Raw genomic sequence first — 16,191 nt, 5'->3', positions numbered from 1 at the left:
CACGACAACCCGGTATCCGCAAATTCTCCACTTTCATTGCTGCGAAAATGATAAATTTATCCGCTGTGGTTCTTCGTTGAACATTCTCCTTCTTACCTTTGCCGTATTATATCCTAAATCAACATGAAAGATGAAGTCAGAAATTTTAGTGCGCGAAGCATGTGTTGAGACCGTAGAAGAATGTGTGCTGGCCGAACAAAACGGGGCTAATCGCCTGGAGCTTTGTTCCGATCTGGCCAACGATGGACTTAGCCCATCGGTAGAACTGCTGGAGCAGGTGATGCTTAAGGTCAATATTCCGATTAAAGCAATGGTGCGACCGCGAGCCGGAGGCTTTCTGTATTCCGAAGAGGAGATCCGACAAATGGAGCAAGAGATTGCTTTTTTTAAGGCCAAGGGCGTTTATGGCGTGGTGTTCGGTATGACCACGGCCGATAACGAATTGGATATTGCGGCAATCCGACGTTTGGCGCAGGCGGCAAAGCCGATGAATGTCTGTGTGCATAAAGCCATTGATGGCGTGAAGGACCCGTGGGCCGATTTTCAACGTTTATACCGGGAAGTACCCGAGGTTGATGCCGTGCTGACTTCGGGAGGAGCGCAAACGGCTGCCGAAGGGGCTGAGCTGCTTCAACAGATGACCGCTTTGGGTGGCGATAAGCTGAAGGTTGTTGTTGCCGGAAAGGTGACCAGCGAGAATATTGATGAGCTTTGCCGGACGATTGGCGCAAGCGAGTATCACGGGAAAAAGATTGTAGGGGAGCTGAAGTAAGCTCTTTTTGTATTGGCCACCACTTCCGTAAAATCTTCTTTTTTCTTTACTGGAGTGCAAGTCTGAGAAGCCGGGGCGCCACTATGCCCCGCTTTTTCGGTGAAAGTCGACCACACGAAGACACTAAGTCGAATGTCAATAACTGGTTTTGATGAGAGGTGGAATGACAACCCGACAATTTGTGACAACCACGACAACCCTCGCCTTTCATCCCTGTTGGTGATTCCCCGGAATCATGAAGGTTTTTGCATCAATAATACCCTGTAATGTAAAAAAGGTTTGAGGCTCAGCCCCAAACCTTTTTTTATGGTTGTTTTTCGAGAATACTTCGTCAATTAAGCATCTACCAGGTCCAGTACTTTTGTATCGGCGGCAACCGTTTCGCCAACTTCAACAAAGATTTCGTTTACAGTACCACCAACTTCAGCAGTGATGCTGTTTTCCATCTTCATAGCTTCCAATACAAGGATAACTTGTCCCGGTTGTACTTTGTCGCCCGGGTTCACCTGGATGTCCAGAATTTTACCAGGCATCGGAACTGTAACTCCGGTTGTAGGCCCTACGGCTACTTTTGTTGCTGCTTTGGGTTTTTCCTGACTTGCTTTGGCTACAGGCTCAGCAACAACGTCCATGATAACAGCTTCGCCGGCTAAGTTTTCACCAACCGAAGCAACCAGGTTGTTCACATAACCTTCAGCTGTTGAGGTAATGGTATTTTCCATTTTCATTGCTTCAACAATTGCCACAGGCTGGCCCATTTTTACTTTATCGCCCGGAGCAACCAGGTAGTTCAGTAAACGACCCGGCAGTGGAGTAACAATTGTTTCGCCAACAATTTTCTTGGCAGCTGATGCTTTTGGTGCTTCTGTTGTTGCGGCAGCTTGAGGTTCCGACGCTTTTTTCGCTTCCCAGGCAGCTTTCTTCACCCCTGTCAGGTAACCTTTGGCAACCATCGGGAACAATTCCAGCAACAGTACTTCTTCTTCGTTTTCGGCTAATTTAACACCGCCAAATTCATCTAATGTTGGGTTTGGCTGCATTTTGTAAGTCGACGTGTCGAATGGGCGCTCATCGCGGTGACCACAAATTTTCTCACGGAAATCAGGGTTTACCGGAATTGGTGTTTCACCGTATTCACCTTTTACCAGGCTCTTAAACTGGTTGGATACGTTGGTGTACATCGGTTTTCCGTTTTTAACGTCCATTGCGCAGTTAACGGCCTGTGCACCTACAATTTGAGATGTTGGTGTTACCAGCGGAGGCAAACCGGCGTCCATACGAACCTGAGGAATCAGTTTCATGGCATCTTCCAGAATGTCTTCCGATTTCAAGGCTTTCAGCTGAGCAACCATGTTGGTATACATACCTCCGGGTACCTGAGCTGTTTGAACCAGTTTGTTGGGTTTTGGGAAGTTGAAATAAGCTTCAATTTGGTGGCAAGCGGCTAATAAAGCATCTTCGTTTCCGGCTTTGCATTCTGCAATAGCCTTGTTGAATAATGCATCTACTTCAGCAGGTAATTTATCGGTTAATGGGTTGAATGCTTTCGGGAACTGTTTGCCGGCATCGATGTCGGCCAGTTCTTTGCGGATATTGTACAATTCTTTGTTGATCTTCGCAACGGCTTCCATGTTAACATCCAACTCGATGCCTAATTTTTGGCAGAAGATGTAAATCAGTTCAATGGCTGGAGCAGCAGGTCCACCCGCGAAGTTCCAGATATTGGTGTCTACAATATCAACACCGTTCATGATTGCGGCCAAAACAGCTGCCAGACCGTAACCTGGTGTACAGTGTGTGTGGAAATCAACCGGAATTTGCAGGGTTTTCTTGAACTCAGAGATCAATTTGGCAACACGCATCGGCGGAATCAAACCGCTCATATCCTTGATGGTGATCATATCAGCACCCAGCTTTTCCAGATCTTTGGCTTTGTTCAGGAAGTAAGCGTCGGTAAATACGGGCTTGTAAGCAGGCTCGGCAGCAGCTGCTGGTGCTTGTGCTTTTTTTCCGAACAATTTGCCCAGGAACCCTTTTTTAGGTTCTTCAACAACCGGCTCTTCTTTTTTCTCCGGCTCCGGATCAATGGTGTAACAAACCGCACAGTCGGCAATACCTCCGTGTTGTTTGACGTATTTAATGGTCGATTTAACGTTATTGATATCGTTCAGGGCATCGAAAATACGCATGATTCCCAAGCCCGATTGAATTGCATTGCGAGAGAAACCATCAATGATTTCGTCGGTGTAAGGTGTATAGCCAAAAAGGTTACGGCCACGAGATAGTGCAGTTAGTTTGCTAACATCGCCCACCGCTTTTTTAATGGTTTGTAACCGTGTCCACGGGTTTTCGTTTAGGTAGCGCATAACCGAATCCGGCACCGCTCCACCCCATACCTCCATGGCGTAAAAGTTAGCAGACTTGTAAAATGGGAGAACTCTGTCGATTTGCTCCTGGCGCAAACGAGTGGCAAACAACGATTGTTGGCCATCTCTCAGAGTCAGATCTCTTATTAAAAGCTTTTTTGACATAGGTAGTGATCAAAAATGTTAATGAATTGAAGTTATAATTGTAACCCTATTGGTTTTTACAAAGGCAAAATTACAAGAAACAATAGAAATTATTTATGACTTTCATCGACTTTTTCAATAAGATGTTTTAAAATTTACACTTAGAAAATATAGAATAATGTTCATGTTTTCATCTTTTCATCGATCTCTAACGGGCATTTTGATAGTTTAAGGTTGTACTTGGTTTTGAAATGTAATTCGGATTCGTACACGGACTGATTAAATGAATTTGTAATGGCGAGATGGCTTGCAAATTGTCGTTTGAGTCTGGGCTTGTCGAGAGTCTTGTAGTGTTAATTCAAGCTTAGCTGACAGATCGATTAGTTAAGGTTTAGTTTACATTGCCGGGCCGATGTTCAGTCTGTTTGCTTTTTCTTCGGTTGGCTGGGGGCTAAATCCGGCTTTTGATGTAAGCGATGCGCGAATAAGACAATGATGGGTAATCGGCTGAAGCAATTGACTGATTTTTATCTTCAACCTGTCTCTTCCGAAAAGCTAATTTCGCCGGCTGATCTAAGCTTTTCGTTTGATTCCGTTCTTTATAAAAATGAAAGGGGAAACCGATCTCCATGACTCCTCGTTGATCAAAAGATCTCCTTGCTCGTTGACGCTGTTGTGGACAACAACTTGATAACTTTTGAAAACAACGACAACAGCCTGGTCGAAAATCCTAAACTTTCATTCCTGTTGGTGATTCCCATGAATCATGAAGGTTTTTTCTGAAAGTGCACCACGCAAAGATGCTAAGGCACAATGTCAATAACTGGTTCTGATTAGATGAGGAATGACAACCCGACAACTTTTGAAAACAACAACAACAGCATCGTCTAAAATAGTAGACTTTCACTCCTGTTGGTGATTCCCATGAATCATGAAGGTTTTTTGTGTTGGTGCGGGTGCTGATAATCTTTGGGGTGTCAGCACATTTGCGCTAATCGCCTCTGGTTTTGTTGAGGCATTTGCTTGGCGGATCAAGCGATTTTTTGTTTACACCGATAAATTTTAGAAGCAACCACCCCATGAATAAGTTTCTGACGCTCGTTTGGGCGATCTTACTCAGCCAAATTGTATTTGCGCAAAAAGCTCCCGTTAACCGTTCTGTTGTTGATTTGTCGCCGGCAGCCTGCGGCGAAATCGTAAAGCATAGTTTTTATACCCTGGCCTATTCCGAGCAGGATGAACAGCCTTATTGGGTGTATTATGTGTTGACACCCGACTTTTTGGCCGGCAGTCAGCCACGCAAGGATGCTTTTCGAGCCGATCCGGCAGTGCGCACCGGCTCTGCCAGCCTGGCCGATTATTCCGGCAGTGGTTACGATCGGGGGCACTTGTGCCCTGCCGGCGACATGGTGTTTAATGCCCGCTCCATGTCCGAATCGTTCTATCTGTCGAATATGTCGCCGCAGGAACCTTCATTTAATCGGGGCATTTGGAAGAAACTCGAAGCTCTTGTGCGGCAATGGGCAAAAGATGCCGAGCTGACCTATGTGGTAACTGGCGGTATTTTGGCAAATAATAAAGGGCACATCGGTCCCGGTCGGGTTACCGTGCCCGGATACTATTATAAGGCGGTGTATTGTCCCGGGAAGGGGATGATTGGCTTTGTGCTTCCCAACGAGGGCTCGAACCGGCCTGTTAGCGATTTTATTGTTTCGGTAGACCGGATAGAGGAGCTGACCAAGCTGGATCTTTTCGCAAAGCTGCCCGATGCCCGGGAAAAGCAACTCGAAGCATCGGTTGATCCGGCAAGTTGGGGCTTTGCCGGTCATTCGCAACTTCATGCTAAGGCGCCGGCTCAAAAGGCAGCCACGCCAAAGAGCGGCAGCCCGGTGCAGTGCGCGGCAAAAACAAAATCCGGAAGCCGATGCAAGCGAATGGCGGCACAAGGCTCGAAATACTGCTGGCAGCATAAAAAATAAGGTCGTTCATTCGTAAAACCTCGAAAGGCAAACTGTTCTATTCGTTCAATTTCAATAGTCTTTCTTTTTTCTGAAAGTTTTACTACGCAGAGGGCTAAGGCGTCATGTCAATAAAGGTGTTGATCAGAGGTGGGACGACAACCCGACAACTGCTGAAAACAACGACAACAGCATCGTCGAGAAATACTAAACTATCATCCCTGCTGGTGATTCGCCGGAATCATCGGTGTCTTTATTGAAAGTCCTTCCGGGTGATGCGCCTGCCTGCGGTAGGCAGGGTTTCCAACCGCATCGGGGATGCTTTGAATTGCGATTGAGCTTGAAGCTGAAGCCACGACTCACATTGTAACAAACTGGTATGGCTTCAGCTTCGTGCGATCTGGTTTTATTCGTTTGCTAAGTCTATAATCAGCCTGATGTTCATGGGTGAGGGCAAAGAGCACGTGATCAACCTGCTGTTTCGTTTTAAAAGATGTTTTTAAAATCTTAACATATTCGTTGTGTACTTCGTAATGGAGAATAGTATTAATTCAAACCTCTCCGTTATGAAATCGCACTCGTTTTTATACACCGCTTTTTTGATATTGATCATTTTGACAAGTTGTAATACAAAGCCGGAAATAGGGCTTTTGTTAGCAAATACCGAAGTGGAAAGATGGTCGAAGGACCGGGATTCGTTCGTTAAAATGGTTGACGAACTCAAAGGTAATGTTGTGGTTAAAGATGCCCAGGGAGATCCTGATCTTCAGTTTCAGCAAGCCCTCGAGATGATTAATGGCGGGATTGATGTTCTTGTTATTATTCCCGCGGATAAGATTGTTGCACAAGGGATTGTGAAGATGGCAAAGTCAAGTCATATTCCGGTGGTGGCTTACGACCGGATCATTCGCGATTGCGATCTTGATTTCTATGTGTCGGCCGATAATATACAGGTTGGTGAGCTACAGGCAGGCTACCTGACGAAAATCAAACCAGCGGGGAACTATGTGTTAATGACCGGTCCGGAGTCCGATAATAACTCTTATCAACTTTATTTGGGATGGATGGATATCCTTCAACCTTTGGTCGACAAGGGGGATGTTCATGTTGTTTATAGTGGGTTTACCAATAAATGGGATGCGAAGGAAGGTTATCGTGTGATGAATGAGTTAATGCAGAAGGATACGACAATTGATGCCGTTTTAACCGGAGCCGATGTGCTCGCTACCGGAGTTATTAATGCACTGCGCGAACGGGATTTGGATGGAACCATGCTGATTGCCGGACAGGATGCGGATTTGAATGCGGTGCAGAACATTGCGATCGGAAGCCAAACCATGACCGTGTATAAACCGTTGGGAAAAATGGCCTATTATGCCGCACAGGCTGCTATAAAACTAGCTAAAGGCAAAGAGCCGGTTTATGCGGTTACCGTGAACAACGGGCAGGTTCAGGTGCCGTCGGTTTTAGTGAAGGGCCAGGTTGTTTATAAGGAAAACATTAAAATGACTGTTGTTTCTGAAGGGTTTGTTACCGAGAAGGAGATTTTTGAATAATACGGCTTGTAGTAAACCTCTTCAAAGAAGCGCGTAATGAACATTGCGCGCTTCTTGCATATTGGACAGGGGGGCGATTAGTAGGATGCAGGGTTCGGCATCAGCCTGGTTGACGGGGACTATTCAATCCGATTACAAACGAAACAGCCCAGATGAGGAGTCGTTTAGCGAGTTGATGGATCGTGTTTGTCGGAGTTCTCGGGTGTTTTTGCTTAATGCATTGGCTATAAAAAAGGAAAGCCCTCCGTTGCTAAAGCTCAGGAGGGCGAATGTGGAGATGCCGGGAACGGAACTTAAGCCTGAAACCCCTGCAAATATTGATGTTTTATTTTTACATAAGCTGAAAGCTCCCGAATTGCCACCTCGAAAACAGGCCTTTTTCTACTTCAATTTGCTTTCACGGGCATTTTAAAGGTAGTCAAATTATTCTTCCGTTTTATGAATTAGGTAAATGATTTTAATCAAATTTCTCCCATTGTGTCTATTTGTAATCAATTTTCACAGCAAATAATTGTTTTTCTCTTATCTTTGGAATAATCGTTTTTCACGAAATATCATGATAGATAATTGTATTTCTCCTAAGATAACTGTTTTTCACGGACGGTTTACACCTGAGGTTGGGTATTTGGAAGGCTATGGAGCCATCATTAATCATTTTGAATTGGCTGTGCCTATCCCGGATAGTCTTTCTTTGATTAGTGAGAAAAGAAGAAAGTATGAAGCCGATGGATGGATGGTTTTTACACCGAAGTATAAAACAGATGATTCATTATATCGAAAATTAGTTTTTGCCCTAAAGTATGAAGGGATCAACCTGTTGATCTTCAAAAAACTATTTCAAAAATTGCAGCCAGCAGGTGTTGTTGGCATGGTCCAGTCAGAGCCAACAAGCCAATACAGCAGGAGAATTTGGTTTCTGTATGAATGGCTAATGGGAGAGATGCTTGATATTCCTGACTTGAAGCAGGGGAATTTTGTGCCTCTCATTGACGAGAAACTTCAGTATGCAGTATCAGGCGTGAGATCGTCTCGTCACCGTATTCTAAATAATTTACCGGGCACTCCAGGTTTTTGCCCGTTAATTCACAAAACGGAAAAGCTTCAAAATTACCTGGAGGCTAAATTGCAGGATCAGAAAAGCAATTACTTAAGTAGTATTCACAAAGATGTTATGCAGCGGGCTGCTTCATTCTTGTTGCTGAAGGACTCCAAGGCATCGTTTACCATTGAAGGCGAAAATCCCGGAACAAATCGTGCTTTACGATGGGGGAAAGCTATTGGAGAAGCGGGAGTGCATTCACTGACAAAAGAGGAATTGTTGCGCCTTCAGGAAATCATTATCGAAAGTAAACGATTTACAAAGATGGGCTTTCGGACCGAAGGTGGCTTTGTTGGAGATCGGGACCGTGCAACTGGTGAACCGATACCAGATCATGTCTCAGCGAAGGCGGAAGACTTGGATCAATTAATTGATGGATTGATATCAACAAGTCAGTATTTGGAGAGCGAAAAGTTCGATCCTGTTTTGACAGCTGCGGCAATTGCTTTCGGCTTTGTTTTTATTCACCCCTTTTCCGATGGAAATGGCCGGATTCATCGTTATCTGATTCATCACATTTTGGCGAAACTGAATTTGACTCATCCAGGTGTGATTTTCCCGATATCGGCTTCGATCCTGGATAAGATTGATGAGTATCGACAAGTTTTGGAAAGCTATTCTCATCCGGTTTTGGACTTGATCGATTGGGAGGCGACACCGGACAATAATGTCAGAGTTCTGAATGATACGATTGACTATTACAGGTATTTTGACTGCACTCGCCAAGCGGAGTTCTTATTTGAATGTGCACTGGATACCGTCAATCGAATAATCCCGGAAGAGGTGGACTATATTCTAAAGTACGATGAATTTAAGCGGTACATCGACGATCAGTTTGAAATGCCGGATAAGTTGGTGGCAACATTAGTCCGATTTTTGGAGCAGGGGAGAGGCACGCTCTTGAAAAGGGCACGTACGAAGGAATTTGTGGAGCTGACGGATGAGGAAGTAGTTGAAATCGAACGAATCTTCAATGAAATATTTTAAAATCAAAGTATTCGCCTTTCGCGGATTGATTTGAATATATTATGTACTCGGTCAGTATTTTAAATTTTTATTGTTGCCTAAAACAAAAGCGAACACATTTAATGTGCCCGCTTTCAGTTGTGTCGTTTGTTTTTCGTGGAGATGCCGGGAGTCGAACCCGGGTCCAAACGAGGAAGCAATACGCTTTCTACATGCTTAGCCTCGACTTAATTTTCGAGCAGGGGCTGGATCAAGGCCACCGACCACTGCCTTAGCTTCTAAATTTTCGCAAAAGCTCCGAAGCAAAACTTTCACTATTCCCGATTTACTTGCATCACCGGATCGGGCCGCTTCAGGAAAATAGCACCCGGGTAATGTCTTGTCCTGGCACCTTGTGCCGGGATTAAGTGTAATCTACTCGGTAGAATTACGCAGCAAGAGCGTAGTTATTTTCGCCAATTAAAAGTTTGATCATTAGGATTTGCGAGCCAACAAACAAAGCTCGGCATGCTTACATACCTCTTCTACCCGCTGTCAAAACCAGTCATCCCCGGTAGAATGGGCTGCAAATTTAGCATATTTTCCGGAATATATGCAAGAACGCCTCTCTATTCGGTTTTACTGGTGCAATTTCAAAAGGTTTTACTGTTTGTAAATCGATTGCAGCCTTTGTCGGGCACCGCTTTTTGAGTATCTTGCTGCTAAACGTAACGTGAGTACAGCCTATGAAAATTGGTATATTGAGAGAAACCAGAAGATGGAAGGACCGACGGGTGGCTATTACCCCCGAGACTGCCGTATGGATCCGGGAAAATTACCCCGACGTTGAGTTATTTGTTCAAACCAGTGAGTTGCGGGTTCACACGGATGAAGAGTATAAGGCTCTGGGATTTCCGGTGGTGGAAGATGTATCGCACTGCGATGTGTTAATCGGCGTGAAAGAGGTTGAACCCGCGACAATGACAGCCGGCAAAACATACATCATGTTTGCCCATGTCGCCAAGAAGCAAGGCTACAATCAGTCTTTTTTTGCGGCGATGGCAGAAAAGAAAATCAGCCTGATCGACTACGAATATTTTACCGATACGAGTGGTAACCGTCTCGTGGCCTTTGGGTTTTGGGCCGGCGTTGTTGGGGCTTATTATGCCTTTAAAGGAATTGCCCGGCGTTTTCTGAAACTGGACATTCCCGGACCGGATCAGTGTCGCGATATGCAGGAGTTGCACCACCAGTTGAGGCAGTTTGAAATGCCTCCGTTAAAGATCGTTGTTACGGGCGGCGGCCGTGTTGCAGCCGGGGCATTGGAGATTATCCGCGAGAAAGGTATCGCAGAGGTTAGCCCGCGCGACTTTCTGGAACACAAGTATGATCACGCTGTTTTTACGCGCCTCGATCCGGAGGATTATGTTGTGAAGAAAGATGGCTCGTTTAATCTGCACGAGTTTTATAATGATCCGATCGATTATATTTCCAACTTTCATCCCTACCTGGCGGTGGCCGATGTGTTTGTTGCCTGCCATTTTTGGAATGATAAATCGCCGGTATTTTTTACGGCCGACGATTTGAATGAAAAGGATTTTGGCATTTCGTTGATTGCCGACATAAGCTGCGACCTGGAGGGGCCAATTCCGACAACCATCCGAACCAGCTCTATCGACGATCCGTTTTACGATATTAAGCCGGATGATTTGACAGAGCAGCCGCCTTTCAGTAGCCCGCAACACATCACCGTTATGGCGGTCGATAATTTACCGACAGCACTACCTATGGATGCTTCGCGATCGTTTGCCCGAGATATGTATACCAAGGTGTTTCCGGCGCTTTTCGGAACCGATGAGGAGGGGGTTATAAAGCGGGCGACTATTTTGAAAGATGGTCAGCTGACCGAAGAATACCGCTACCTGAGCGATTATTTGAACGGAAAGGGATAGCCGAATCTTACTTCGGTCCGAAAAGCGGGAATCGTTGAGGATCGTCGCCCGGTTGCGGCGACTATCGCGGTTGAGCACAAGTTCGATTTAAAACGAATTATAAATCAGGAATAAACGTCTGGATAAGCGAACAGAGCGGTGGAGGCGTGGGGTGAAGCCATCAAAAAAATATTGAATTCGACTGAAATTAAATCGGCAGATTTGATTTTGTTTTCGATGAAAATACTATTTTTGCCTCCCGTTAAGCGATCGGGATGTAGCGCAGTTGGTAGCGTACCACGTTCGGGACGTGGGGGTCGCTGGTTCGAATCCAGTCATCCCGACAATTTGAAAGATAAAAAATAATGAAGGCCTGTAAGTCAATCGATTTGCAGGCTTTTTTTATGTCGTTTCTTAACCAATAGATCGTTGGGTTTTTAGATTTTAGATGTTTGAGATGCCTTGATTTTTAGTGTTTTGGTAGCCTCGTTTGATGCGTTTTTTAAATTCTGGTCGTGTTTCTCGCCTCTGTTGTTCTCGTTGTTCTCAAAAGTTGTCGGGTTGTCGTTTCACCTCTAATCAGAACCAGTTATTGGCATGGCAAGTTAGCGCTTCAGCGTGGTGAGACTTTAAGAAAAAAGGATGAACCTCAGAAGTGAGATTCATCCTTTTCGGAATAAAATGTTTAATCCGGTTTGGTTTAATAAATTGGGTAAACCTGCTTAACCGGTTGAATCAGGAAATTGAATTCGTAGTCCTGATAGGGCATGCGGTATTCTTTACGCGGCAAAGTACCCCAGCTGGTTACACAGCCAAGTCCCATTTGTTTCTGATCGATGCAAACAGTCACAAAGTCGCTTTTTGTTACTTCCGCGAAATGACGTTGATCTTTTTCGGCGCCATCATCCAACGAATTGATGGTGTAGTTTAGAGCCGAAATAGAGTATGCTGCGTCCGATTTGAAGCAGAGACCGGTGCCATCGTGTGCGGTTTGTGCCCACCAGCGAACATCGGATTTGGTGCCCGTTTCCTGTGGGCGAATATAAGCATAGGCTTGCTCGCAAACGTTTTGGTCGTACAAGCCGATGAACTCCGAATCCTTGCGGTCGATGTAGTTTTCGCCCGGACCACGGCCATAATATTTGATATGCTGATAGTCGGCGGGCATTTCCAGTTTCATACCAAAACGGAATAAATCGGCAACCTTTTCTTTGGCTCCTGCTGTTAGCTGCTGACTCACTTTCACGGCACCTTCATTGTTAATCAGGTAAGTTAATTGCAGTTTGCCGTCAACCTGAGGCAGTTCGTAAGCTGCGTTTACTTCCACCATACCTTCGGCCGTAAGTTCTGCGTTCAGCGATTTTAATTCAATTTTGGGGTTCTTCCAAACACCGTATTTCCATTGCAAACCGGCGCCAAAATCGTTATCGGTTGGTGCACGCCAGAAGTTCGGTTTCAGTTCGGCACCTTCCTGCAACACAGGCGTTCCGTCAACAAGGTAGCGGCACAGGTAGCCTGATCGTCTGCTGAAATCGATTTGGAAGTTCTCACCTTTTACCAACAGATAGTTGCGATCGTTTTCAACCAGCTTTGGAGTCACAACCTCTTGATTAACGGGTTGCTTGTTGGTTAGTTGAATGGCTTCAAAAGCCCAGTCTTTCACCGCCAGCTGCTGACGGGCCAGCGTGTAGTTTGCGGGCAGTAGTTGCTCCGCATTTTTCAACTTATAGGCTACATTAACAAATACTTCTTGGGCATCCAGATCGGCAGGAACAGTCATACCCAGATCGATGGTTACTTTTTGCTGTGGCTGTACATCCAGTTCATTCACGATTCCGGTGTTTACCACTTTGCCGTCGGCCACCAGTTCCCATTGCAGGTAGAAGTTTTTAAGATTGCGGAAGAAATATTCATTGTAAATTTCCACCTGTCCCTTTTTCAAATCGACGGGTGACGTCCAGATCGACTGGTAGTAATAACCAACCTCGTAGTAATGGGGGTTTGGTTTACGGTCGGGGCTGATCAGTCCGTTATCCAGAAAGTTATTATCCGAAGCATCGTACGGATTGAAGTCACCACCATAGGCATAAATCCACTGGCCATCTTTGTTTTTCCAGTGAATCGACTGGTCAACAAAGTCCCAGATAAAGCCTCCCTGGTAGAGCGGATATTTGCGGATCAGATCCCAGTATTCCTTAAAGCCACCTTCGGAGTTGCCCATGGCATGGGCATATTCACATTGAATCAGCGGTTTGTTTTTACTGTCCGATTGGCCGTAGCGCTCGCAACCTTCGTAGCCGTAGTACATGGGGCAGAAGATATCGGTAAATTCATTTTCACGAGCCTGCTCGTATTGCACCGGACGGGAAGCATCGTAGGCTTTGATCCATTTGTAGCAAGCCTCGAAGTTTTGACCAAAACCGGCCTCATTACCCATCGACCACACAATAACCGACGGATGGTTGAAATTGCGCAGCACGTTACGTTCGTTACGTTGCAGGTGTGCCAGGGCGAAGTCGGCATTTTTAGCCAGCGTTTCGGGGCCGTAACCCATTCCGTGCGATTCGACATTGGCTTCGGCAACAACGTAAATACCGTACTGATCGCACAGGTCGTACCACAGCGAGTTGTCCGGATAGTGACAAGTACGCACCGCATTCACATTGAATTTTTTCATCATCAGGATATCCTGAATCATGCGTTCTTTCGATACCACATAACCACCATCCGGATCCAGTTCGTGGCGGTTTACACCTTTAATGAGGATGGGCTGGCCATTTACGCAAAGCTGGCTGTTCTTCATTTCAATTTTGCGGAAACCCACCTTTACAGGAATCACTTCTTTTACTGTTTCGCCTTGCATGAGGCTGGCGGTAAGCTGATAAAGCACCGGCGATTCGGCCGACCATTTTTCGGGATTGGCAATCTCGATTGTTGTGCTGAGCTCGCCCGCACCCGAAACTTGTTTTTCGGCTATTGTATTGCCTTTGTTATCGGTTAGTTTCAGCGCTACCGAAGCTTTGGCTGTCAAATCCATTTTTACCGTCAATGTTCCGTCGGTATAGTTATTCACCAAATCCGGCGTTACTTTCAGATCGCGGATATGCGTTTTATTACGGGCATACAAGTAGCAATCGCGACCTACACCCGAGAAGCGCCAGAAGTCCTGATCTTCGAGGTAGCTTCCGTCGCACCAGCGGAAAGACTGAAAAGCGATCAGGTTTTTTCCCGGCTTTAAATATTTTGTCAGGTTAAACTCGGCTTCCAGCTTGCTGTCCTCGCTGTACCCAACAAATTTACCGTTTACATACAGGTTGATGTTGGAGGTTACTGAACCAAAATGAGCAAAAATTTCTTTGCCGTTCCAGCCCGCGGGAAGGGTAATTTCCTTGCGGTATGTTCCTACATGGTTATTCTCTTCCGGCACGATTGGCGGATTGTTCTTGTACTGTTCGCGCCAGCCATAGCCCACATTCACATATTGCGGGTCGCCGTAACCATTTAGCTCCCAAAGTCCGGGAACCTGAATGTTGTCCCATCCCTGGTCGTTTAAGTCAACTTTGTAAAAGTCAGTTGGTCGTTGCCAGGCATTTTGCACCCAGTTGAATTTCCAACTTCCGTTTAAACTCATAAAATTGACCGAGTTTTCTTTGCAGGCCTCAGCGGCTGCATCGCTCGATTCGTAGGCAAAAAATGCACTGTGCATCGGAGCTCTGTTTACTTCATTCACTTTTGGATTTTGCCAGTAGTCCTGGGCTTGCGCCCCTATGCCCGCCAGCAAAAAGGCGACAGCTAATAGTCTTCTCTTCATTGTTGTTCGATATAATGATTGTTTGATAAATTGATTTAATTCGTCTGTTAATAATAAAACGTCAAAATGGTCATTTTCCCCCAAAGGAATCACCAGAAACCGGCAGAAAATGCGACCGGCTCAAGTTCGGTAAAAAATAAGGAGTTCACAACCTGCCTGCAAACACATTCTTGTAATTACTCGTTTTTTTGTGTCAATTTTTCGTTGCGAATCACAGTGGAGGGGCGTTGGGGGGCGTTTTGAAGTATGGGCAGGCCATGAAAGGATGGTGAATTTTCAGAGGTATGAACGATGTCTGGCGCCGGTAAATTGTAGCGAGTGTTGCTCGAATAAGGACAATATCCTGGTTGTTCAAAAGATCAAGAAGAAGGAAGCACGAACGACGAACTCAAGCTGCTGGTCGATTTCCCCAGCAGGCCATCGTCCTTTCGGGCTTGCCGGCTCAGCTGGTTGATCCTCTATCGAAAACGGGCAACTGGCGAATCGTCCGCAGATTGGGCCATCCGAAGCTCTTGCGACATGGAAACCGATCCGAACAAGCACTTCATCGCCATAAGGAACAAAAGCCAGCGAGCTTCGCAGCTCACTGCTTCGCTGAAATCATCCTGATAGCTTTACCCTTGCCGTAGAGATCCTTCTTGAAAGGTCTGTACTTTTTAGTAGATAACGCTTAGGTTTCTATTAGCTTTCTATATCGAAGAATACAGGAACCATACAGAAAGCATACAGAAACCATACAGAAACCCCGGACTTTCCGTAAAGGATCTCTAGAGGATCTCCGAAGGAATTGTATGGCGTGATGCTCGGATGTTCAGGTAGTCGGATTGTTGGATATTCGGCGTTTTTGACGGATTGAGGTTAACCATTCGGCTAAAACCCGTCTTGTTTTTATAAACCGAGTCGTTTTCTATCCGGGTTTCTCTAAAATGTTCGGAGAACTTTGAGCGGTTTAAGAGTGACTTTGGCTTTGGGGGAGAAGTTGTGCGGCAGTCGTTTGGCCAAGTCTTTCGTGTAATCATGGTCGTAGTGGTGGGTATTTTCCAGCACGAAAACCATCCAGTCTCGGAAGTTCACGCCGGCAGCCTGGCAGCAATCCATCATGGAATAGATAACAGCCGCATTTTCGGCAGCGCTGTCGTTACCACAGAACAACCAGTTCTTCCGTCCCGGGGCGATGGGGCGGATGGCATTTTCGGTTAGCTTGTTGTCCATTTTCAATTTGCCGTCCGGATGATAACGGGGTAGTTTAGCGACTGCTTACGAACATCTTGATCCGAAACGAAAGTTAAACATCTAAAATTAGTGGCACACTTTCTCCCGAAATGGGTGGCACAACTTGGTTTGTTTTATCTGGTTTCGAAATTCGATATTATGAGTGCAAAAGTCGGAGTGGCTATTTAAATGGTTCAATTTGCATCTATACAAAAAACCATACGACACCGGAACAGTTGGTTGATACTGTGCTGCACGAGATTAAACATTTTATTCAGTCTCAAGCCGACTCCGATTATAACCAATACGATAAATATACCAGAATGATAGGAGCCTGTCGGACTTCCTTTTCCTAAATTAGGGTTATTTTGATCTTGATATTCTTTAAAAAGGTTAA

The 16,191-nt window shown here is 45.5% G+C and carries 7 protein-coding genes, 1 tRNA gene, 1 other RNA gene and 1 pseudogene; 6 read left to right on the top strand and 4 right to left on the bottom strand.

Translation table 11 applies throughout. The features are described 5' to 3' along the window. Positions 1-130: 130 nt before the first annotated feature. The gene (locus tag C8N47_RS02030; protein ID WP_107820857.1) at positions 131-772 is read left to right on the top strand and encodes a copper homeostasis protein CutC; all 642 of its coding nucleotides are present in this window, start codon (positions 131-133) and stop codon (positions 770-772) included. Positions 773-1,107: 335 nt separating this feature from the next. Here the strand turns inward: C8N47_RS02030 and C8N47_RS02025 are convergent, their stop codons facing one another. Beyond that, positions 1,108-3,174 (bottom strand): biotin/lipoyl-containing protein, encoded by a 2,067-nt coding sequence (locus tag C8N47_RS02025; RefSeq protein ID WP_425436613.1) that lies wholly within the window; start codon positions 3,172-3,174, stop codon positions 1,108-1,110. Between the two features lie 1,187 nt (positions 3,175-4,361). Between C8N47_RS02025 and C8N47_RS02015 the strand changes: the two genes are divergently transcribed. The 3 genes from C8N47_RS02015 (at position 4,362) to C8N47_RS02000 (ending at position 8,882) form a co-directional block, all read left to right on the top strand. Beyond that, entirely contained in the window at positions 4,362-5,261 is a 900-nt protein-coding gene (locus tag C8N47_RS02015) for a DNA/RNA non-specific endonuclease (protein WP_107820855.1), read from the top strand. Positions 5,262-5,890: 629 nt separating this feature from the next. Next, a complete protein-coding gene (locus C8N47_RS02010) occupies positions 5,891-6,796 on the top strand; it encodes a substrate-binding domain-containing protein (RefSeq protein WP_170111261.1) in 906 nt (301 codons plus the stop codon). Positions 6,797-7,352: 556 nt separating this feature from the next. Beyond that, complete coding sequence (locus tag C8N47_RS02000; protein ID WP_107820852.1) at positions 7,353-8,882, top strand: Fic family protein; 1,530 nt, start codon at positions 7,353-7,355, stop codon at positions 8,880-8,882. 133 nt (positions 8,883-9,015) lie between these two features. Here the strand turns inward: C8N47_RS02000 and ssrA are convergent. Continuing rightward, positions 9,016-9,413: a transfer-messenger RNA gene (gene ssrA, locus C8N47_RS01995) on the bottom strand. Between the two features lie 188 nt (positions 9,414-9,601). Between ssrA and C8N47_RS01990 the strand changes: the two genes are divergently transcribed. After that, positions 9,602-10,792, top strand: coding sequence for an NAD(P)-dependent oxidoreductase (locus C8N47_RS01990; protein WP_170111260.1), 1,191 nt, complete (start codon positions 9,602-9,604; stop codon positions 10,790-10,792). A 250-nt stretch (positions 10,793-11,042) separates the two neighbouring features. Beyond that, positions 11,043-11,115 (top strand) — tRNA-Pro (locus C8N47_RS01985). A gap of 356 nt (positions 11,116-11,471) precedes the next feature. Here C8N47_RS01985 and lacZ read toward each other — a convergent pair. Together lacZ and C8N47_RS01975 are read right to left on the bottom strand one after the other, a co-directional pair. Then, positions 11,472-14,582, bottom strand: coding sequence for a beta-galactosidase, LacZ type (gene lacZ / locus C8N47_RS01980; RefSeq protein ID WP_107820850.1), 3,111 nt, complete (start codon positions 14,580-14,582; stop codon positions 11,472-11,474). Positions 14,583-15,503: 921 nt separating this feature from the next. Then, positions 15,504-15,830, bottom strand: a pseudogene (locus tag C8N47_RS01975) (IS66 family transposase); the annotation flags it as partial. Between the last annotated feature and the right edge of the window lie 361 nt (positions 15,831-16,191).

The sequence above is a fragment of the Mangrovibacterium marinum genome, assembly GCF_003046625.1.
Taxonomy (GTDB): Bacteria; Bacteroidota; Bacteroidia; order Bacteroidales; family Prolixibacteraceae; genus Mangrovibacterium; species Mangrovibacterium marinum.
This window is presented reverse-complemented; position numbering and strand designations above follow the sequence as displayed.